The organism is Flavobacterium sp. Root901 (genome assembly GCF_001429765.1).
In the GTDB taxonomy this organism is placed as follows: Bacteria; Bacteroidota; Bacteroidia; order Flavobacteriales; family Flavobacteriaceae; genus Flavobacterium.
Genome location: NZ_LMJB01000008.1, coordinates 311,958 through 333,825 on the forward strand (window position 1 = coordinate 311,958; position 21,868 = coordinate 333,825).

The 21,868-nt window shown below is 34.3% G+C and carries 20 protein-coding genes; 10 read left to right on the forward strand and 10 right to left on the reverse strand.

Going from position 1 to position 21,868, the window contains the following annotated elements:
- Positions 1 to 58 precede the first annotated feature (58 nt).
- Positions 59 to 688 (forward strand): DUF4230 domain-containing protein, encoded by a 630-nt coding sequence (locus ASE21_RS16870; protein ID WP_057123899.1) that lies wholly within the window; start codon positions 59 to 61, stop codon positions 686 to 688.
- A gap of 178 nt (positions 689 to 866) precedes the next feature.
- Here the strand turns inward: ASE21_RS16870 and ASE21_RS16875 are convergent, their stop codons facing one another.
- The 3 genes from ASE21_RS16875 to ASE21_RS16885 form a co-directional block, all read right to left on the reverse strand.
- The gene (locus ASE21_RS16875) at positions 867 to 2,624 is read right to left on the reverse strand and encodes an aromatic amino acid hydroxylase (RefSeq protein ID WP_057123900.1); all 1,758 of its coding nucleotides are present in this window, start codon (positions 2,622 to 2,624) and stop codon (positions 867 to 869) included.
- 137 nt (positions 2,625 to 2,761) lie between these two features.
- Positions 2,762 to 3,208: a hypothetical protein gene (locus ASE21_RS16880; RefSeq protein ID WP_057123902.1), complete on the reverse strand. Its 447-nt coding sequence runs from the start codon at positions 3,206 to 3,208 to the stop codon at positions 2,762 to 2,764.
- Positions 3,209 to 3,307: 99 nt separating this feature from the next.
- Entirely contained in the window at positions 3,308 to 3,718 is a 411-nt protein-coding gene (locus ASE21_RS16885) for a group III truncated hemoglobin (RefSeq protein ID WP_057123905.1), read from the reverse strand.
- Between the two features lie 381 nt (positions 3,719 to 4,099).
- Here ASE21_RS16885 and ASE21_RS16890 point away from each other — a divergent pair, with 381 nt between their 5' ends.
- Positions 4,100 to 6,256: an RICIN domain-containing protein gene (locus tag ASE21_RS16890; protein ID WP_242410295.1), complete on the forward strand. Its 2,157-nt coding sequence runs from the start codon at positions 4,100 to 4,102 to the stop codon at positions 6,254 to 6,256.
- A gap of 77 nt (positions 6,257 to 6,333) precedes the next feature.
- Here the strand turns inward: ASE21_RS16890 and ilvA are convergent, their stop codons facing one another.
- From ilvA to ASE21_RS16910, 4 genes are all read right to left on the reverse strand, one after another.
- Positions 6,334 to 7,578, reverse strand: a complete 1,245-nt coding sequence (ilvA, locus tag ASE21_RS16895; RefSeq protein ID WP_057123984.1) for a threonine ammonia-lyase IlvA — start codon at positions 7,576 to 7,578, stop codon at positions 6,334 to 6,336.
- A 341-nt stretch (positions 7,579 to 7,919) separates the two neighbouring features.
- Positions 7,920 to 8,456 (reverse strand): DUF4136 domain-containing protein, encoded by a 537-nt coding sequence (locus ASE21_RS16900; RefSeq protein WP_057123907.1) that lies wholly within the window; start codon positions 8,454 to 8,456, stop codon positions 7,920 to 7,922.
- Between the two features lie 39 nt (positions 8,457 to 8,495).
- Positions 8,496 to 10,472 carry a urocanate hydratase gene (locus tag ASE21_RS16905; RefSeq protein WP_057123909.1) on the reverse strand — a complete coding sequence of 659 codons (1,977 nt, stop codon included), beginning with the start codon at positions 10,470 to 10,472 and terminating at the stop codon, positions 8,496 to 8,498.
- 460 nt (positions 10,473 to 10,932) lie between these two features.
- Entirely contained in the window at positions 10,933 to 11,115 is a 183-nt protein-coding gene (locus tag ASE21_RS16910) for a DUF5522 domain-containing protein (RefSeq protein WP_057123912.1), read from the reverse strand.
- A 115-nt stretch (positions 11,116 to 11,230) separates the two neighbouring features.
- Here ASE21_RS16910 and ASE21_RS16915 point away from each other — a divergent pair, with 115 nt between their 5' ends.
- The 4 genes from ASE21_RS16915 to hemL all read left to right on the forward strand — a co-directional run bounded on the left by ASE21_RS16915 (position 11,231) and on the right by hemL (position 14,761).
- Complete coding sequence (locus ASE21_RS16915) at positions 11,231 to 11,578, forward strand: hypothetical protein (protein WP_057123913.1); 348 nt, start codon at positions 11,231 to 11,233, stop codon at positions 11,576 to 11,578.
- 34 nt (positions 11,579 to 11,612) lie between these two features.
- Positions 11,613 to 12,521, forward strand: coding sequence for a 1-aminocyclopropane-1-carboxylate deaminase/D-cysteine desulfhydrase (locus ASE21_RS16920; protein ID WP_057123914.1), 909 nt, complete (start codon positions 11,613 to 11,615; stop codon positions 12,519 to 12,521).
- Positions 12,514 to 13,395 (forward strand): glucosaminidase domain-containing protein, encoded by an 882-nt coding sequence (locus ASE21_RS16925; protein WP_057123915.1) that lies wholly within the window; start codon positions 12,514 to 12,516, stop codon positions 13,393 to 13,395. The genes ASE21_RS16920 and ASE21_RS16925 overlap by 8 nt, the downstream gene beginning before the upstream one ends.
- A 79-nt stretch (positions 13,396 to 13,474) precedes the next feature.
- A complete protein-coding gene (hemL, locus tag ASE21_RS16930; protein WP_057123916.1) occupies positions 13,475 to 14,761 on the forward strand; it encodes a glutamate-1-semialdehyde 2,1-aminomutase in 1,287 nt (428 codons plus the stop codon).
- Between the two features lie 43 nt (positions 14,762 to 14,804).
- Here hemL and ASE21_RS22335 read toward each other — a convergent pair whose 3' ends face one another.
- Both ASE21_RS22335 and ASE21_RS16940 read right to left on the reverse strand, forming a co-directional pair.
- Positions 14,805 to 15,530, reverse strand: a complete 726-nt coding sequence (locus ASE21_RS22335) for a hypothetical protein (protein WP_242410296.1) — start codon at positions 15,528 to 15,530, stop codon at positions 14,805 to 14,807.
- Between the two features lie 154 nt (positions 15,531 to 15,684).
- Positions 15,685 to 16,122, reverse strand: a complete 438-nt coding sequence (locus ASE21_RS16940; RefSeq protein ID WP_057123917.1) for a hypothetical protein — start codon at positions 16,120 to 16,122, stop codon at positions 15,685 to 15,687.
- Positions 16,123 to 16,342: 220 nt separating this feature from the next.
- On the opposite strand from ASE21_RS16940, the gene ASE21_RS16945 reads away from it, so the two are divergent.
- The 3 genes from ASE21_RS16945 (at position 16,343) to ASE21_RS16955 (ending at position 19,047) form a co-directional block, all read left to right on the forward strand.
- On the forward strand, positions 16,343 to 17,263 hold the full coding sequence (locus ASE21_RS16945) for a DUF4274 domain-containing protein (RefSeq protein ID WP_057123918.1): 921 nt from the start codon (positions 16,343 to 16,345) through the stop codon (positions 17,261 to 17,263).
- A 107-nt stretch (positions 17,264 to 17,370) separates the two neighbouring features.
- Positions 17,371 to 18,390, forward strand: a complete 1,020-nt coding sequence (locus ASE21_RS16950; RefSeq protein WP_057123919.1) for a 2-hydroxyacid dehydrogenase — start codon at positions 17,371 to 17,373, stop codon at positions 18,388 to 18,390.
- Positions 18,391 to 18,450: 60 nt separating this feature from the next.
- Positions 18,451 to 19,047 (forward strand): hypothetical protein, encoded by a 597-nt coding sequence (locus tag ASE21_RS16955; RefSeq protein WP_057123920.1) that lies wholly within the window; start codon positions 18,451 to 18,453, stop codon positions 19,045 to 19,047.
- Positions 19,048 to 19,142: 95 nt separating this feature from the next.
- On the opposite strand, the gene lysS is transcribed toward ASE21_RS16955, so the two are convergent.
- Entirely contained in the window at positions 19,143 to 20,843 is a 1,701-nt protein-coding gene (gene lysS / locus ASE21_RS16960) for a lysine--tRNA ligase (RefSeq protein ID WP_057123921.1), read from the reverse strand.
- A gap of 260 nt (positions 20,844 to 21,103) precedes the next feature.
- On the opposite strand from lysS, the gene ASE21_RS16965 reads away from it, so the two are divergent.
- The gene (locus ASE21_RS16965) at positions 21,104 to 21,829 is read left to right on the forward strand and encodes a hypothetical protein (protein WP_057123922.1); all 726 of its coding nucleotides are present in this window, start codon (positions 21,104 to 21,106) and stop codon (positions 21,827 to 21,829) included.
- Positions 21,830 to 21,868 lie beyond the last annotated feature (39 nt).

A 21,868-nucleotide genomic window follows, 5' to 3' on the forward strand; every position in this document is an offset into this window, starting at 1 on the left:
GCGAAAAAACTTTAGCAGGCTTCAAAAAAAAGGAGTAAATTCGTTTAAATTTAATCGAATGCAAAACTTAATTAAAAAAATTATTGGTGTCGGCACTATCGTTTTAGTTATTATTCTGGCTTTTAAATATTGCCAGTTTAAAAAAGACGACGATTCTTCAATCGATTATAACACCAATTTAATTCAACAGCAGATTTTAAATGTTGGAAAACTGGTTGTTACCGAAGGTCATTTTTCAGAGGTGATTACGTATAAGAATCAGCAGAAGTATTTGATGAACATGATTTCATTTGAAAAAAAGGCGCTTATTGTAGTAAATGCCAATGTTACGGTTGCTTACGATTTGCATAAGATGAAATACGATATCGACGAAAAAAACAAGACCATTACAATTCTCAGTATTCCAAAAGAAGAAATTAAAATCAATCCTGATATTCAGTTTTATGATGTCGAACAAAGCAAATTAAATCCGTTTACGGGAGATGATTACAATAAAATCAATAAATCGGTAAAAGCCAATCTGGCAAAAAAAATCGAAAAATCAACCCTAAAAACAAACGCCCAAAACAGACTTATAAGCGAATTGTCTAAAATTTTAATAATGACAAATTCAATGGGCTGGAAATTACAATATAATGGCAAAACTATTGAATCTGAAAGTGAATTAAATCAGGATTTGAAGCTTTAATTTGAGGTTCAAAGGTTTTTGCCCACGGGTTTAACTGATGGAACGGATTTTCACTGTTATTTTTTAAAACTTAATTAACCACTTGGTAAAATCCAATACTTTGCGACTCCGCGACTTTGCGAGATTAAAAAAAATCTGCGCCCATCAGTTTAAATCAGTAAAATCTGCGGGCAATAATTTAAACCGCTTCTTTAGAAAAAATCAAATCCAACCCGCCGGAAATCAAATGCGCAATTTCAGGACGTTTTTCTTTCAACTGATCCAGATGAACCAATACTTCCTGTAAAAGCTGTTTTTCATCTGAATCTTTTAAAAGTTCCGCAATTTCAATAGATAAAAGCCAATCGTTTGAATGATTGTTTTTTAGGTTTTCAAAAATAGATTTCAGTTCCATTTTAGAACCTTTATTTTTTCTAATATCTCTTACCGAAGCATATAAATTCTCCAATTCATCACGCTCTTCAGTATGTTTCGCTTTAATCGTTTTTGTTGAAGGAACAATATTGATTAAATCGAAACTATTTACATCGGCAGGACCAGAAAATGCAGAAATTACTTTTTTACCAATCGCCATATCGTAATTTCCCCAATCAGGCTGAAACAAAACAGTTTCGCCATGCGTTACGGTACAATTTCTAAAACTAATTAAAATAATTTCTCCGTGTAAGTTTCGGGAACCCGTAATAATTTCACCTTCAACAATAATATTGCCTTCAAATTCCAGTTTTACCGTTTCGTTTTCAACAATACTGTAAGCCTGTAAATCTTTTGGGCTCATATCTTCAATTGCCAGATTAAAGCCTTTTAGTTTTCCAATTGGACTTCCAAATCCGTGTGGATGCGTTAAAGTTCCGTGACCTACTAATTCCTTTTCACGATATGATAAGGCCGTTTTTCCGGTTGTCTGAATGTAAACCGGTTTTCCTTCTTCTTCAATAACATTGGTAAAAACTCCAGAAATTTGTAAACCTGTACTCAATTCAATTGTTCCTAAAGCGTTTGACTGAATTAGTTTTTTAATTCCTGAAAGTCCTCCGGTACGAAGTGCCATTTTATTGGCAAATTCTTCCAGGACTAAACTTAAATAAGAAAAAGTAGGCGTTACATAAAGCTGGGGCTGAAGCTGCGTAATATCAAAATTCTGATTCGCAGCAGAAATATCATAAGGAATCTTCTTTACATTATCTGTCATACACCAGGCACTTTCACCAATTGAAGAAAGTAATCCGGCACCATAAATTTTTGGATTTTCAACCGTTCCAATCAAGCCATATTCTACTGTCCACCAATGCAGGTTTCGAATTTGCGCCATTTCAGACAATTCGCCCATATCATTTTGTAAATCGGCAACTGCTTTTTCGGCTTCATCGATTTTTTCCTGCGGAGTATCTTCGGCTTCCTTCAAAATAGAAAGCAAACGAATCGCTTCATACATTTGATAATCTTTATGAGAAGAAATAGCTTTACAGCCAATTTCACCAAAACGTCTCAAATATTCTGCATATTCAGGATTGGCAATAATGGGAGCGTGGCCGGCACCTTCGTGAATAATATCCGGCGCAGGTGTGTATTCAATATGTTCTAATTGTCTAATATCTGATGCAATAACCAAAACGTTATAAGCCTGAAACTCCATAAAAGCATTTGGCGGAATAAATCCGTCAACGGCAACTGCAGCCCAGCCAATTTCGGTAAGGATTCGGTTCATTCCGTACATACTCGGAATAGAATCAATTTCGATTCCCGTTTTACGTAAACCTTCCAGATAAGAATGATGCGCCACTTTCGAAAGATAATCTACATTTTTGCGCATAACATATCGCCAGACAGCCTGATTAATCGGCGTATAATCGCTGTAATCCTGAGGTTTAATAAACTGTTTTAAGTGCTTTGGCAATCGTTCTAATAACGGATTTGTTTCTATAGATGCATTCATTTCGAAAACGTTGTAGATTAGAATGTAAAATTACGAATTTAGGTCGCTATTTTTTGCTGTTTCTAACAAAATTTTTATTCGAAAGTGATTTTTTTTGCGTTTTTATAGATTTTTCAGCTACTGAACAAAACCGGATTTTAGCAGTCATTATTTTCGTAATTGACCTTCTCCATGATTTTTTCGTAGTTTTCAAGTTCTTTTTTCGTCATAGATGCTTCTTTCAAATCTACAGGTAATTGCTTTTTAGCATCAGAACTTATCCATAAACCGGTATAAGTATTTCCGGTTTTCTTTAAAATTAAGACACCGCTAAAATCATGTTCAACTAAAACAAATTCATTTTCTTTCTTTTTATTTTGAGTAATATTAAGCTGAATCCAGTTATTCGATTTATTGTAGCGATACATTGCGGTAAACATTAAATCGGCCGTGCATTGATTTTCTTCTGTTTTGATGTAAACTGTAACAGGAATTTTTCCATCAACTGTTCCTTTGTATAAATTAGAAACAGGAGCTTGTGATTGTGCGTTTGAATGATTTAAAAAAGAGAAACAGATTATAAAAAACAGAATTACTTTTTTCATAAAATAAAATATTGATTGGATTTTGATTCGACTTTTTATGTTTTAAGCTAATCAAATTTATCTAATTAGGAATAGTAATCCAATCAATCTCAAGATTAGTTACGATTTTCCGGATGAATTTCGCAATTCGTTTTCGGCATTTCTAAAATATTCAATTTTGTGGCTGAACATAAAAGCCATATTTGCGGCACGCATTTTAGCTTCTTCTGTAATAACTCCTGCAAACTGCGCATCGATTGTAGTATTAAAAATCTGAATCCAGCGGTCAAAATGAGTTTTATCTACAGGCAATTGTTTGTGCGGAGGAAATGGCGTTCCAGAATAAGCGCGAACATCAAATAAAATAGTCTGCCAAAAACCATACATTTTTTGCAAATGCGGCTCCCAGCGATCCTGTAGTTTATCATTGAAAACAGGACCAATTAGATCGTCTTTTCGAACATTATCATAAAAGCTGTTAACCATTTGTTTTATATCTTCTATAGTCGAAATATCTTTAAGCGTTTCCATGTTTTGTAATAAAATTGAAATGCAAAAATACGATATAACTTCAGGTTGCATCCATGATATTTGTCATTTATGAAATAATTATAAGCTGCATTTTAGGATCAAAAAAGATAATTAAAGTCCTGATTTTTTAAATTTAGTAAATATTGAAATTTAAATGTAAGTTTTTTATGGTTTTAAATATTTTAAATAATTGATAATTAAATATTTGAAAAAAATAAAGATGTGTTTTTGTTAAGGTAATATTTACAAATGATGTGTATTTGTAAAGTTGCAATTATAACGATTTCGTGAAAATTGATATATTTTTGAATCGTTTTAATAAAAATAATCATAATAAAATGAGAAAAATTTAACTATCAACAAACCACAAAAACCACAAAAATGATGCACAAAACTACTCAAAAACCTACAAACCGGATTAAAGCTTTTATGACACAAGTCATTATTTTAATGCTTTTATTTATTACCAAAACAAATGCACAGACGGTTACACCTTTTATAACATCGGGTGATCAGACGAGATTATTACAACAGCAGGCTACTGTAAGTTTCGGGACAAATTCAGGAACAAATCCTTCTACAGTTACTGTAAATGCAGGAACAACTTACCAGACAATGGACGGCTTTGGCTATACTCTAACGGAAGGAAGTGCAGAAGTCATCAGCGGAATGGCAGCGACACAGCAAAACCAGTTACTCAATGATTTATATAATCCTAATACAGGATTAAACGCAAGTGTAATTCGTATTAGTATTGCAGCTTCAGATTTAAGCAATTCTTCGTATAGTTATAATGAAACTTCCGGAGATACAAATATGAACAATTTCAGTTTGAATGGACCGGATTTGACTTATTTAATTCCGATTATTAAAAAAATTCAGCTGATAAATCCAAACATTAAAATATTAGCGACACCATGGTCAGCACCACGCTGGATGAAAACCAACGGATCGTGGGTTGGCGGAAGTCTGCAGACACAATATTACGCTGCTTACGCAAAATATTTTGTAAAATATATTGCAGCAATGCAGGCGCAGGGAATTCCAATTTGGGCGATTACACCGCAAAACGAACCTGAAAATCCAAACAATGAACCAAGTATGCTGATGAATTCTACAGAGCAAAAGAATTTTATTAACCAGCAGCTTGGACCTCAATTGGCTGCAGCGGGTTATGGCGGTGTCAAGATTATTGCTTTTGATCACAATTGTGACAATACAGCCTATCCAATTGATGTTTTAAATAACAGCAGTTATGTTGACGGAGCAGCCTTTCATTTGTATTTAGGAAATATCTCAGCGATGTCTACAGTTCGAAATTCAACTAATAAAAATGTTTATTTTACAGAACAATACACAGGTTCTGGCGGAAGCTTTGGAGGAGATTTTGGCTGGCACATGCAAAACGTTGTTATCGGAAGTACTAACAACTGGTCGAAAACTGTTTTAGAATGGAATGCAGCAAATAATTCAAGTTTAGGACCTCGTACTCCGGGTGGCTGCAATACTTGTCTGGGTGCTATTACGGTTAATAACAGTACAAGCTATACTAAAAATGTAGCCTATTATATTATTGGACAAATTTCAAAATACGTAAAACCCGGAGCAGTAAGAATTGGTTCTTCAAGCACAAGCGGCAGTATTTTGTCAGTTGGATTTAAAAACCCTGATGGATCGATTGCCCTTGTAATTTACAACTCAGGAGGATCAAATACTATAAAAGTGGTTTCAGGATCATCAGCATTTAATTATACGGTTCCGGGATCATCAGCAGTTACTTTTACGTGGGGAGCCGGGACACCACCTCCAACAGGCTTTCCCGGATATTATAATATCATTTCAAGAAACAGTAACAAAGGTCTGGATGTTGCCGATAATTCGACTACAAGCGGAGGAAGAATTCAGCAATATGATATTACCAACGGAGGAGGAAACAACCAACGCTGGAAATTTGTTTCAGACGGAGCTGGAAATTATTACATCATCGTAAAATCGACCGGAATGTATCTTGCAGTTGAAAACAACGGAACGGCAAATGGGCTGAAAGTTCAACAAAGAACTTTTTCTAACTCTAATGAATTTAAATGGACTGTTGCCAGTCTTGGCGGCGGATATTATAAAATTACCAATGTAAATACGGGCAAATCTCTGGATGTTGAAAATGTGTCTACAGCAAATGGAGCTAATATTCAGGTTTGGGATTATACAGGCGGGCTGAATCAGCAATGGCAGTTTGTTCAGGTGGAATCGACAGCGAAAAGAGCTTTATCAATCAATCCGGAAGAAAATGAAAATATAGTGGATATGGCTATTTTTATTGATGAAGCGAGCGATAATTTAAAAATTGAAACCAGTCACGAAGGAAGTGCCGATGTGCAGATATTTAATATCAACGGCCAAAGCGTGTTGAAACGAAATGTAAATTTTGTAAAAGGAAATCTTTCTGAAATTGAAGTTTCAAGACTTCCAAAAGGAGTTTATATAGTGAGAGTAAGTGATAGCCAGGGTTCTTATTCTAAAAAAATATTGAAACAATAATTACAAATCGAGAATTCAATTAGTAATTTTATATTGATGCTTAAAAGGCTGTCTAATTTTTAGGCAGCCTTTTATTTTTATCCAATTAATTGGGTAAACAAATCCTGATTGTCATTTAAATATTGAAATTCAAATCCGTATTGAGTCATTTTCATTTTAATAGGCAGAATATCTTTTTTCTTTTTCAACTCTAAACCCACAACGACAGAGCCAACTTCACGGCTGTTTTTCTTGGCAAACTGAAAATAAGTTATATCATCATCAGGTCCTAAAATATTATTTACAAACTCTTTTAATGCTCCGGGACGCTGCGGAAACTGAATCATGAAATAATGCATTAAGCCTTCATAAAGTAAAGAACGTTCTTTAATTTCGGCCGTTCTTTCAATATCATTATTGCTTCCGCTGACAACACAGACAACATTTTTGCCCTTAATTTTATCTTTATAAAAATCCAAAGCAGCTATTGTCAAAGCACCTGCGGGTTCAACAACCATGGCTTCTTCATTGTATAAACGCAAAATTGTCGTGCAGACTTTTCCTTCGGGAACCAGAATAATATCTTCCAGATTATAGCGGCAGATTTCAAAAGTTTTATCACCCACTTGTTTTACGGCCGCGCCATCAACAAATTTGTCGATTGTTTTTAATGCGGTATTTTTATTTTCTTCAATAGAAGTTTTCATCGAAGGTGCGCCTTTTGGCTCAACGCCGATAATTTTAGTATGCGGACTCAAATGTTTAAAAACTTCAGATAAACCAGAAGCAAGTCCGCCTCCGCCAATCGGAACAAAAACATAATCGATTGGTTCTTTAAAACTTTCGAGAATTTCTAAACCAACAGTTCCCTGTCCGGCAATAACTTTTTCGTCATCAAAAGGATGAATAAACGTTTTGTGATTTTTAATGGCATCGGCAGTTGCAGAGGCATAAGAGTCATCAAAAGTATCTCCTGTCAAAACAATTTCAACAAATGATTTTCCAAACAATTGTACTTGTTTTACTTTTTGTTTTGGAGTTGTTTTTGGCATATAAATTTTGCCTTTTATATGAAGTAAGCTGCAGGAATAAGCAACTCCTTGGGCATGATTTCCGGCACTGGCACAAATAATTCCGTTTGCTTTTTCTTTTTCGCTTAACGAAGAAATCTTATTATAAGCGCCTCTGATTTTATACGAACGGACAATTTGTAAATCTTCACGCTTTAATAAAATAGTCGATTTAAATTCGTCTGAAAGATTTAAATTTTGGGTTAGAGAAGTAGCGGCAACTACATTTTCGAGCTGCTTTTTTGCGTTTAGTACTTCGTTAAATAAACTCATGTTGTTTTGTTTTTTATTTTTTGCCAAAGATTTAAAGGATTAAATTGATTTTAAATCTGTGAAATCTGCGACAAAAAATCTAATGTTTTTAAAATCTTTTTAAAATAAAAAACCTCCCGGTGCGGGAGGTTTTTATAAATTATATTTTAATTATTTATATAACACCTCGCCATCACTGCAGAATTGCAATAATGCTGATAATAGCGATAATAATGTTATTAAAATTTTTCATTTTTAATCGATAGATTAACAAATATAATTATTTTTTCTGAAGCAGTTAACAGCCGTATTTAAGTTTTATAAAAAAAAATAAACTGAAAATTGTTAACCGGGGCTGAAAATTATTTTTTGACTGGCGGATACTGCGCTAAAATTTTGTTTACAAACTCAGCGATCTTCTCATCTTTCTTATCTACGTTTTTGGTCAGTGTGCCTAGACCTTCGCCCTGCCAGATCATTTCTTTCTTTTTAGCATCAATCAAATCAATGTATAAAGTTCCTTCTGTAGAAGTAGAAACTGTAGTCTGACCGCCATACATCATATAAGGATTCCATCCCCATCCCCAGCCGTAACCCCATCCGGCACTAAATTGGTTAACGTTTACTTGTTCTCTCGATTTGGTAAAAATGTTTACTAACAAATCCGGATTATCACTTTTTGTGAATCCTTTTGCCTGCATTTCATTATCAATAGCGTGAAGAATACGTCTTTTATCCAAATCAGAAATTTCAACCTTGTCAATTCCGGGCTTAAAGAAAGCGTAAGTTTTATAAGGCGCAAAATCGACATTCTTGTCGTAATCAGAATAAACAGTAATACTGCTGCAGGATGAAAGTATCAAAAGCAGAAAAATCGGAACTAACTTGAATGTTTTCATAATTATTAGAAATTTAATGTTCTCTGTTTAGGAGTAACTTTAAAGCAAACTCTCGTCTACCATATTGGGCAAAGTTACTTTTAATAATGGCTGAACTTCCATTGCTCTTTTTATGGCAAAAACAGCACCTTCGTTTCGAGCCCAGCTTCGTCTTGAAATTCCGTTGTTAACATCCCAAAAAAGCATTGATGCTAAGCGGTTTGAAGCTTCTTTAGAACCATCAAGAACCATACCAAATCCGCCGTTTATAACCTCTCCCCAACCAACTCCGCCGCCATTATGAATGGATACCCATGTTGCTCCGCGAAAGCTGTCTCCAATTACATTATGAATCGCCATATCGGCAGTAAAACGGGAACCATCGTAAATGTTTGAAGTTTCTCTGTAAGGCGAGTCGGTTCCCGAAACGTCATGATGATCGCGTCCTAAAACCACAGCGCCAATTTCGCCTTTTGCAATCGCCTGATTAAAAGCTTCTGCAATTTTGATTCTGCCTTCTGCGTCAGCATATAAAATACGTGCCTGAGAACCCACAACCAATTTGTTTTCCTGCGCACCTTTGATCCATTTGATATTATCCTGCATTTGCTGCTGAATTTCGTCCGGAGCTGTTTTTGCCATTTCTTCTAAAACCTGACATGCAATTGCATCGGTTTTTAATAAATCTTCCGGTTTTCCAGAGGTACAAACCCAGCGGAAAGGTCCAAAACCGTAATCAAAACACATTGGTCCCATAATATCCTGAACATAACTAGGATATTTAAAATCGATATTATTTGTAGCCATTACATCAGCTCCGGCACGTGACGCTTCCAATAAAAAGGCATTTCCATAATCAAAGAAATAAGTTCCTTTTGCAGTGTGTTTATTGATGGCATCGGCGTGACGGCGTAATGTTTCCTGTACTTTTTCTTTGAATAATTCCGGATTTTCGGCCATCATTTTGTTGGCCTCTTCAAAAGAAATTCCAACCGGATAATAACCTCCGGCCCAAGGATTATGGAGTGAAGTCTGGTCTGAACCTAAATCGATTTTGATATTTTCTTTGTCGAAACATTCCCAAACATCCACCACATTTCCTAAATAAGCAATAGAAACCGTTTCTTTTTTGGCTTTCGCCGAATTGACTCTCGCAACCAATTCTTCGGTCGAAGTTACAATTTCGTTAATCCATCCCTGTTCATGACGGATTTTGGTAATTTTTGGATTCACTTCGGCGCAGACCGTAATACAGCCGGCAATATTTCCCGCTTTTGGCTGTGCGCCAGACATTCCGCCCAGTCCGGAAGTTACAAATAAACTTCCTTCCGGATTTTGTTTTATTTTTCTGAAACCATTCAAAACCGTAATGGTAGTTCCGTGTACAATTCCCTGCGGTCCAATGTACATATAACTTCCTGCAGTCATTTGGCCATATTGCGAAACGCCCAATGCATTCATTTTTTCCCAATCGTCCGGTTTTGAATAATTCGGTATTACCATTCCGTTGGTAACGACAACTCTGGGAGCTTCTTTATGCGAAGGGAATAATCCCATCGGATGTCCTGAATACATGGTTAAAGTCTGTTCGTCTGTCATTTCAGAAAGATACTGCATCGTCAATAAATACTGTGCCCAGTTTTGGAAAACAGCTCCGTTTCCGCCATAGGTAATCAATTCGTGCGGATGCTGCGCCACAGCATAATCCAGATTGTTCTGAATCATGTGCATAATCGCTTTTGCCTGCAGGGATTTTCCCGGATATTCATCAATTGGACGCGCGTACATTCTGTAATCAGGACGAAGACGATACATATAAATACGTCCGTATTTTTCCAATTCTTCTGAAAATTCCTCAATTAATTCGGCATGATGTTGAGGTTCAAAATAACGCAAAGCATTTTTTAGAGCCAGTTTTTTTTCTTCCGCAGAAAGAATTTCTTTTCGTTTTGGTGCGTGGTTTATTGCCAAATCGTATGCGGCCTTTGGAGGTAATATAGATGGGATTCCTTGTTGTATTTGTTCTTTGAAAGTCATTTTTTTTAAAGATGCTGAGTTGCTAAGGTCCTAAGTTGCTAAGATATTTAACTTAGATTAACAACAGATTAATTTTTCGTTTTTATGCTGCCCCAATGGGGATCAAATGCGAGAGATCATTAATTAGTTCTATAGATATGTCGCTCCTAAAGGGACTATTAAATTTGCCAAACCAGAAATAAAGCCTTGGAAAGGCGAAATTTTATAGAAATTATGATCGCCAATACAAAAGCTCCGGCAGGAGCGGTACAACAATTTAAATTTCTAATAAATAATTATCACATTTTCAAATTGCGGTATCTTCTAATTAAAATGACTAGGGATAACGGATATCCGACCTGTGATAAGACTTGTGGATTTTAATCCTGAATTTTCTTGAATGGATATCCATGTAAAATATTTTAGATTTCTGATTTTAGATTTTAGATTTGAAAAATTATCTAATTTTCAAATTGCCGCATTATCTAATTTTCTTTATTTCTCCGGTTCGTTTATCAAAACCGTATGGACAATGACGACAGCCGCTTTTACAGCAATAACCTCTTTTTAAATGATGTTTTTCGGTAAAACATTTATAACCTTCAGGGGTATAGTAAAAATCTTCGCCTTCTATTAATTTATTTTCATTACTTTGCTCTTTCATAGATCAGCTTCGAGTTCGTGTTTTGATAACTTTAAATCAAAAATAAAAATATTTGATTATGATTTTATTGAAATCAAACAATTTTATAGCTGCAAATTTATAAATTTTACAGCCAATGTTTCTGATTGTTGCCAAATATTTAATTCCAAAAGGATATCGCGGAATGGCTGTGTTTCCGTTCATTTTAATTAAATATTATAAAGATCAGGTAAATGTTGTTTTTTTAAATCATGAAAAAATACATTTAAGACAACAGCTGGAAATGCTGGTAATTCCGTTTTTTATCTGGTATTTTTTGGAATATATTATTCGTTTAATTCAATATAAAAGTACAGACCTTGCTTATAGAAATATTAGTTTTGAAAGAGAAGCTTACGCCAAAGAAACCGATTTAAAGTATTTAAATAACAGATCTTTTTTTCAGTTTTTACATTACATCAAAAGCCATAAGCTTAGGCTTTAAGATAATTATGACTTTCAACTTTTGACTAAAAAAAATGAATCCAGTTTTCAATCAACCTGTAAATATCCGTTTTCCAAATAATATTTCTTTGACAATAAAGCGAGAAGATCAAATTCATCCTTTTGTTTCGGGAAATAAATTCAGAAAATTAAAATACAATTTACTTCAGGCGAAAGCCGAAAATAAATACACTTTATTGACTTTTGGCGGAGCATTTTCCAATCATATTGCGGCAGCTGCTTTTGCCGGAAAAGAGCAGGGTTTTAAAACCATCGGGATTATTCGTGGTGATGAGCTTTCAGATAAAATTGAAGAAAATCCAACTTTGAAATTTGCTCAGGAAAACGGAATGGAATTTGAATTTATTTCAAGAGAAGACTATCGTTTAAAAAGCGAAAATTCATTTATAGAAAAATTAAAAGCGAAGTTTGGCGATTTTTATTTAGTTCCGGAAGGAGGCACAAATGAACTCGCAGTAAAAGGCTGCGAAGAGATTTTAACCGATGAAGATTCGGTTTTTAATTATGTTTGCTGTGCTGTAGGAACCGGAGGAACAATTTCGGGATTAATAAATAGTGCAGTTCCAAATCAGAAAATTTTAGGTTTTCCGGCATTAAAAGGTGATTTTTTAAAGGATGAAATTCGTATTTTTGCAAAAAAAGATAACTGGAATTTAATTTCTGACTATCATTTTGGCGGATATGGCAAGGTAAATTTAGAATTAATCGAATTTATCAATTCTTTTTTAGAAGAAAATAAAGTGCCTTTAGACCCAATTTATACAGGAAAGATGGTTTTTGGCGTTATAGATTTAATCAGCAAAAATTATTTTCCTGCACATTCAAAAATTTTACTCATTCACACCGGCGGACTGCAGGGAATTGACGGAATGAATTTGAAGCTGAAGCAGAAAAAATTACCAATACTCAAAAAGAATGTTTAAAAAAATAATACTCCTCTTTGTAATCGCGGCACTGGCAAGCTGTTCTTCAAGTAAGCCGGCTATTGCCACAACCAAAAAAGCTGCTGCAGTGCAGAAACCAAGAACGGCTTCGACTAAAAAAGGAGTTACTTCTAAACCAACGGCAAAATATCCTTCTACAAATAATACAACTGAAGTTATTCAGTCGACTTCAAAAACAGTTGTAACCAGCGATTTAATTAATAATTATGTTTTGCAATACAAAGATATTGCAATGGGAAATATGCAGAAATACGGTATTCCTGCAAGTATAATTCTGGCACAGGGAATCTTAGAATCCGGTGCGGGAAAAGGAGATTTGGCAATTGAAGCCAATAACCATTTCGGAATAAAATGCCACAACGACTGGCTAGGAGAAAGTGTTCGACATGATGACGATTCGTCTCAGGAATGTTTTAGAAAATACAATGAAGCTTCAGAATCTTACCGTGATCATGCTTTGTTTTTAGTGGGCAAAAAAAGATACGCAGCATTATTTACTTACGAAAAAGACGATTATAAAACCTGGGCAAAAGGCTTGCGTGCTGCAGGTTACGCGACAGATCCTAATTATCCGGATAAATTAATTGGTTATATTGAGCGTTACAATCTGCATCAGTACGATTGTCAGGTTACGGGAAAAACGTATGTAGCTATTAATAAATCAGCTTCGACAAGAAGTTCGTCTTCAGGTTCAGGTTCAAATTCGAATGATCCTAATTTATATGAAGTTCAAAAAGGGGATACTTTATATTCTATCTCAAAAAAATTCAATTTATTAGTCGATGATTTAAAACAAAAAAATAATCTGACTGATAATGCGCTTTCGATTGGACAGAAGTTGAGAGTGAAGTAGAGTTTTCAGTCTCAGTCTCAGTTTTCATTCCGAGTAAAATCAATCTAAAATCTAAATTCAGAAATCTAAAATCTTAATAATGATTTATAAAAGAAGTAGTCAGCTTTTTGCTGAAGCAGAAAAAGTAATTCCGGGAGGAGTAAATTCGCCAGTTCGTGCTTTTAAAGCCGTAGGAGGAACTCCAATTTTTGTAAAAAGTGCCAAAGGTGCTTATTTATACGACGAAGACGGAAACAAATTAATAGATTACATTAACTCCTGGGGACCAATGGTTCTGGGTCATGCGTATCAGCCGGTAGTTGATGCTGTTATTGAAAAAGCAAAACTGGGTACTTCATTTGGAATGCCGACAGAACTGGAAACAGAAATTGCAGCTTTGGCCGTTTCTATGGTTCCGAATATTGATAAAATTCGTTTTGTAAATTCGGGAACAGAAGCTTGTATGAGTGCGATTCGATTAGCCCGCGGATTTACAAAAAGAGATAAAATTATCAAATTTGCAGGCTGTTACCACGGACATTCGGATTCATTCTTGATTCAGGCCGGAAGTGGCGCCGTAACTTTTGGTTCACCAAACAGTCCGGGTGTTACAGAAGGAACGGCGAAAGATACGCTTCTGGCAAAATATAATGATTTGGAAAACGTAAAAACGTTAATCGAAGCCAATAAAGGCGAAATTGCAGCGATTATTATCGAAGCAGTTGCCGGAAATATGGGCTGTATTCCACCTCAAAAAGGTTTCCTTGAAGGATTAAGAGAGTTGTGTACCGCAAACGGAATCTTATTGATTTTTGATGAGGTAATGACCGGTTTCCGTTTGGCAAAAGGCGGGGTTCAGGAATTATACAACATCAATGCGGATATTGTTACTTTTGGAAAAGTAATTGGCGGCGGACTTCCGGTTGGAGCTTTTGCTGCACGCGAAGAAATCATGAATTATTTAGCACCTCTTGGACCAGTTTACCAAGCTGGAACATTATCCGGAAATCCTTTGGCAATGGCTGCAGGATTAGCGATGTTACAAGCTTTGAATAATGACGCAGCAATTTTTACACGTTTAGAAGAAAAAACGGCATATTTAGAAGCCGGAATCGACAGAGTTCTAAAAGCAAATAACGTTGTTTTTACTATTAATAGAGTAGGTTCAATGATTTCAGTACATTTTGATGCAAATCCGGTTACTGATTTTCAAACCGCGGCAAAAGGTGATAACGAAACCTTCAAAAAATTCTTCCACGGATTATTAAATGAAGGAGTTTATATCGCGCCATCGGCATACGAAACATGGTTTATTACCGATGCACTTACCTATGAAGATTTAGACTTTACAATAAATGCGATCGATAAAGTTTCGAAAACTTTTTAATACAAAAGAGGCTTTTTTAAAAGCCTCTTTTTTTTGATCTCAATTACATTTTATCTTTTCGGTGATCTTTCATTTTGTCTTTATGTTCTTTTTTAATTGCAGTCCATTTTTTATATTGATCTGCATTTAAGATAGATTTCATTTTTGCGTCATAAGCTTTAAAATCTTCTTTCATCTGTTTTTTCATGGCCGCTTTTTCGGCATCAGTTGGTTGTTTGTCACCTCTGCTTTTTTTAAGCATTGCCATTTTTGTGCTTCTGTCAGATAAAAGTTCGCTAATTTGTTTTTGTTGATCTGCATTTAAGTTTAGATCGGTTGTCAATTTTTGCAAATGAGCCTGATCGCGTTCTTGCGGTGTTTTAAAATCACCTTTTCTGTGGTGGCCTTTGTGTTCTTTTTTAAGAGCCGTCCATTTTGTATATTGATCAGCGTTTAAAATAGCTTTCATTTTAGCATCATTTGCTTCTTTATCAGCTTTCATTTGTTTTTTAAAAGCTTCTCTTTCTTCAGCAGTAGGTTTTGTTTTATTGTCTTTTCTTGCTTCTCTGAATTTTTCTGCTTTCGCACTTCTTTCAGCTAAAAGTTGTTTTACCTGTTCCTGCTGTTTCTTATCTAAATTTAAATCAGAAGTCAGCTTTTGTAAATGCTTTTCATTACGCTGTTCCGGAGTTAAATTTTCTTTTTGATCACGTGTCGGTTTCTGATTGACATCTTGTGCAAAACTTATCATTCCAACGAACAATAAAGCTGCGATAAATATTTTTTTCATTTTTTTTATTTTTAAAAGGTTTATAGCAATTAGATGTTGATTTATCTTTTAAGTTTAAAACGATTTTCAGGTTTATCATTTATTTAACGAAAACTATTAAGAAAACTATAATGTTGTTTAAAACAAAAAAGAGGCTCTAAAAAGCCTCTTTAATTTATTGATTGTCTCTGCGTTCTTTTATTTTTTCTTTCATCTTATCTTTTTTTTCAGCCTGCAGCGTTTTCCATTTTGTGTACTGATCTTCTTTTAAGATTGCTTTCATTTTAGCATCATTAGAAGTAACTTCATCTTCCATTTGTTTTTTGAAGGCTGCTTTTTCTTCAGCAGTAGGCTTTACGTCACTGTCTTTGCTTGCTTTTCTCGCTTCTCTGAATTTTTCAGCTTTTGCACTTCTTTCCGCCAAAAGTTGTTTTACCTGAGTCTGCTGATTTGCATCTAAATTCAATTCGGTAGTCAATTTTTGCAGTTGTTTTTCGTTACGTTGTTCCGGAGTTAATCTTTCTCTAGGTTCGCGTGCCGGTTTTTGATCCATGTCTTGTGCAAAGCCTGCTATTCCAGCAAATAGCATCGCTGCAATAAATAATTTTTTCATAATTCGTTTTTTAAGGTTATAGCATTTAGACAGTATTAAACTGATTTGGTTTAATTTATATTGTTTGAATTCCGATTTATTAATTTTAAAGGAGGTTTTTAAGTATTTGTTTATCAGTAAAAAAGTGCCCTAATCTGTTTTTTACATAACTTATCATGGCAGCTTGGAAATAGTTTTTAATGTAAGTTTGCAATAAGAAAAGAATTGAAAAACAAAAGAAATGCAAGAGTTTAATAAAAAAAATAAGAATAGAGTTCTTAACGCTGTAAATGGAGAGATGTCCTATAAAAAACTGACTGCTCCTGAACTACATCAATTTGTTTTGCATTGGAATTACGATGACGGAATTGAACCTTTTAAATGGATCATAAAGCAGAAATACCTTGATAAAGGGACAGCTCTTTGTTTATACTGGATGTTGCAGCCAGATTATTTTTGCAGATTTAAGAATGAAAGCGAAATAAAAAATCAATTGAATTATGAGAATTACAAACTAATAAAAGAAATTGAGGAAAAATATGTCTCTGGTTTTTATACTGATGAAAATTTTTCATTTGATCCTAAAAAAGAATTTCTGGATCAAAATATCAATATCAGTTGTATTCCATCTTTAATGACTGTAAAATCTGCGGGAACTGTTTTTGAAAGACAAGATATAGAATTTGCTTTTTTAAGAAAACCAACTGAAAAAGAATTAAAATCGGTTATTTCAAAGATAGGCGACGCAGTAAAAATTATTCAAATCTCAAATCCTAATTTTAAATATAATCAAACAGATGAAGCAATAAAAGCAATAATTGAAAGTGTAGAATATTGGAAAGAAAAAGATTCAGGAATAATCAAAATTAAAAATCTTTCTTATTTGTGGCTTGATTGCGTGTGCAAAAGCTATAATTGGGAATGGATTGTCTGGGATTGGGAAACTGGAAATAATATCGGCATTACAAACCCTTCGAAAGAACTAACATGTCTTGCAGACACTATTATAAATCATACGATTGATGGATTTCAAAAATCATCAATTATTTCTGATCTATACGAAGACCTGAAAGGAGTAACTAATTTTTTTGATTTAAAAAAAGATCCTTATTCCGGTATAGGTTTACTTTTTAGTACAAATCATTTAAAGTTTAGAGAATAAAAAAAACATAGAAAAAGTTCCATTAGGGACTTTTTTTTATAGCCAGAAATTTACTTCAGAATTAATTTATTAACTTTAATTAGAAGTTATAACCAAAACAAACTATTATGAGTTTATCTGGAGCATCAAATAACAAAATTGCCTTTTTCTCAACACAGCCTTACGACAAAGCTTTCTTTAATAAATACAATGAATTTGGTTTTGAATTGGATTTCTTTGAAACACAATTAAATCCCCAGACAGCCATTTTAATTGAAAATGCTGAAATCGTTTGTGTGTTTGTAAACGATATTGTAAACGAAGTCGTAATTAAACAACTAGCAGAAAAAAACGTGAAAATTATTGCATTGCGTTGTGCTGGTTTTAATAATGTGGATTTAGAAGCAGCGAAAAAACACAATCTGAAAGTCTGTCGTGTTCCGGCGTATTCTCCTCAGGCTGTCGCCGAACATGCCATGGCGATGATTTTGACTTTAAACAGAAAAACACATAAAGCGTATAACAGAGTCCGCGAGCAAAACTTCGCCTTAAACGGATTGTTAGGTTTTGATTTATTCGGAAAAACAATCGGCATTATCGGAACAGGGAATATCGGAAAAGCTTTTGCAAAAATCGCCTTAGGTTTTGGCTGTAAAGTTCTGGCTTACGATATTGTTGAAAATCAGGAAATGATCAAAGACGGAGTTTCTTTTGTGAGTGTAGAGGAGATTTTTAAATCGAGTGATATTATTTCGCTTCATTGTCCGCTAAATGATCAGACGAAACACGTTATCAATAAAACTTCAATTTCTTTTATGAAAGAAAATGTTATGATAATCAATACCAGTCGTGGCGGATTGATTGAAACTTCGGCGGTTATAGAAGGTTTAAAAGAAGGCAAAATTGGTTATTTGGGTATTGACGTTTATGAACAGGAAGAAAAACTCTTTTTCAGGGATCTTTCAGAAGATATTATTCAAGATGATAATATTCAGCGATTAATGAGTTTTCCAAATGTTTTGGTAACAGCGCATCAGGCATTTTTTACTAATGAAGCTTTGACGCAGATTGCGTTGGTAACTTATAACAATATCAAATCGCTGCTGGCTGATAATGATATTGAAAATAAAGCAGCCTTGCTGGTATAAATGTTAACCAATAGGTTTTGCAATGGATTTTGAAATTACATATGATAAAAAACATCAGATATGAGAAATAAAATTTTAGTTCTGGTTTGGATTTTGGCGTTATGTTCCTGTCAAAGTAAAAATGATTCAAAGAATATTATTAAAACTATTGTTCAGGATACTTTGTCAAAAACAATGGGAGGAACTGCAGATGTAAGTAATGCTCCTGCAAAGGAAGATAAAGCAGTCGAACTCATCAGGAAACAATTAAGTATTTTATTAGAGAAAGATATTAAGGTAATGAAAAAAGAAGACCGATTTTTTTATTACGATGCTTTTGATTTGAATAATGATCAAAAAAACGAATATTTTGTGGGTTTTTCTAATGCTTATTTTTGTGGAAACGGAGGCTGTTCCGGATACATTTTGAATAATGACGGAAGTGTAATCAATTCTTTCACCGTTACCGATTTTCCAATTTATATAACAACATCATCAACAGAAAAATTTTATGATCTTTTAATGAAAAGCGGCGGCCTTTTTCATCAAATTAAAATGAAAAACGGAAAATATCCCACAAACCCTTCAATAGAAGAAAAATGGAAAAATGAACTTCCAAAAGAAAGTACAAAGGTTTTGGATATTTATGATATGAAATATAAAAAATATCCGTTTTAATAATAAAAACCCGACAGGTTTTTAAAACCTGTCGGGTTTGAAATATGTAAAATCCAATTTTGGAATTTGGAATTTTCTAATTGAAATTTAAATTTTTATCCCACCAATTCCACAAACTTAAATTCACCTTCAACAGCCACTTTAGTCAAGCCGTGTTTAGATAAATTTTTCATAGAAGCATCCCATTTTTTACCACTTAAATTAGCAGTAATTTTTAATTGCTGAAGATCCATTTTATTGTCATTTCCTTTCAATAAATCTACAATAAATTTCTCTTCATCAGAAAGTTCAATTACCTGCTTTTTCTCCGGACGCATTTGTGGGAACAATAAAACTTCCTGAATAGAAGCATTGTTTGTTAAATACATGATCAAACGGTCCATTCCAATTCCCATACCGGAAGTTGGCGGCATACCGTATTCAAGGGCTCTTAAGAAATCTTCATCGATAATTCCGTTTGCTTCGTCATCACCTTTTTCAGACAAACGCATCTGATCTTCAAAACGTTCTCTTTGGTCGATTGGATCGTTTAATTCAGAATATGCATTTGCAATTTCTTTACCACAAACCATTAATTCAAAACGCTCAGTCAAATCTGGGTTGTCACGGTGCTCTTTACAAAGCGGCGACATTTCTTTTGGATAATCGGTAATAAAAGTCGGCTGAATATAATTTCCTTCACATTTTGCACCAAAAATTTCATCAATCAATTTTCCTTTACCCATTGTTTGGTCAACCTCAATTCCCATTCCTCTGGCAGCTTCAAACAATTCTTGTTCTGTTTTTCCGGAGATATCAAAACCAGTAAAATGTTTGATAGAATCTGTCATCGTAACGCGTGTATAAGGCGCTTTAAAGTTGATTTTATGTTCGCCAAAAGTAACTTCACTGGTTCCGTTTACGGCAATTGCACAATGCTCCAGTAAGCCTTCTGCAAATTCCATCATCCAGTTGTAGTCTTTGTAGGCTACATATATTTCCATTGCAGTAAATTCAGGATTATGCGTTCTGTCCATTCCTTCATTACGAAAGTTTTTAGAGAACTCATAAACACCTTCAAATCCGCCAACAATTAATCTTTTTAAATACAATTCGTTTGCGATACGCATGTAAAGCGGAATATCAAGCGAATTATGATGTGTGATAAACGGACGCGCTGCAGCTCCACCCGGAATTGGCTGTAAAACCGGAGTTTCAACTTCAATATAACCTGCGTCATTAAAATAACCGCGCATTGCATTAAATAACTTTGTACGCTTAAGGAAAGTTTCTTTAACATGTTGATTTACTGTTAAATCTACATAACGCATTCTGTAACGCAATTCGGCATCGTTAAATGCATCGTGAACGTTTCCTTCTTCATCAACCTTTGGCAATGGTAAAGGGCGTAATGTTTTACTTAAGAAAGTAAAACCAGTTACACGAATACATTTTGCACCAACCTGCGTAGTAAACAATTCTCCTTCAATACCAATAAAATCACCTAAATCGGTTAATTTTTTAAATACCTGATTGTATAAAGTTTTATCATCACCTTCACACAAAACATCGCGGTTCACGTACAATTGAATACGTCCTTCGCTATCCTGCAATTCGGCAAAACAAGCTTTTCCCTGATCTCTCACACTCATCAAACGTCCGGCAACAATCACCTTCTTACCTTCTTCAAAAGACTCCTTTATTTGCTTCGAAGTATGATTTACAGGAAAAAGATTAGCTGGATAAGGATTGATTCCTAAGCTGCGTAAGTTTTGAAGTTTTTCTCTTCTGATGATTTCTTGTTCTGATAATGCCATTTTGTGCTCTTTTTTTAAGTGTGCAAAGATAAAGAAAAGAATGTAGATTTTAGAATGCAGTTTTTAGATTTTTTGCAGCAGCAATTTATTGGATTTCAATGACGTTTTGTCCCGCTATTCGCTTCAATTTGTTATTGCGGGAATGAGGCAATCTCACTGCAAAACAAACTTCGCAGAAATAAAATGAGATGGCTTCGTTCCCCGCAATGACAAAAACTCAGTATCTTAGCCACTCACAATTTTAGAAGCTTCAAAAATAAATGAAAAAAATAATAGCCTTTTTATCTTTTATTTTGATTACAAGCTGTCAGATTACAGAAACAATTCGCCTTAATCCAGACGGAAGCGGCGATATTGTAAGTGAACAGTTTCGGGAAGAAAACAGTTATATGGAACTGGCAGGAGAAAGCTACGGAAGCGAAAATATTTTTCAGGACACCACTTATGTTTTTAACGCATATATTGAAAAATACAAGGAAACATTTTTAAAATACACACCCGAAGAGCAAAAGCTATTTCAAACGTACGCAAATGTAAAAGTCCATCTTAAAAAGAGTTCGTTCGAAAAGGAATTTCGAAATACATTTTCGCTTCATTTTAATAAAGTTTCTGAAATTCCGGATTTGTATAAAACAGATGATTATGCAGACGATCTTGAAAACAATTATGCCTTAACAGCCGAAACTCATTATTATAAGATTTCATATGATTTTGACGGGAAAATTTTTAAACGTTCCGTTTCAATTATAAATGCAGAAGAACTTCAAAAAGCAAAAGACGGGTATAAAAACTATGAGTCAAAATACGGAAACTTAAAACTGATACAATTTTATACACTGCAATATCATTTTCCTCAAAAAATAAAATCTGTTTCCAATGAAAAAGCAGTAGTTAGTTCTGATAAAAAATCTTTAACATTAGAATTTAAACTTTCAGATTGTTTGCGAGACCCCGAAATGACAAATTTAGAAGTCGTTCTGGAATGAGTTTATAGACCGCAGATTTTACGGATGAAACGGTTTTAC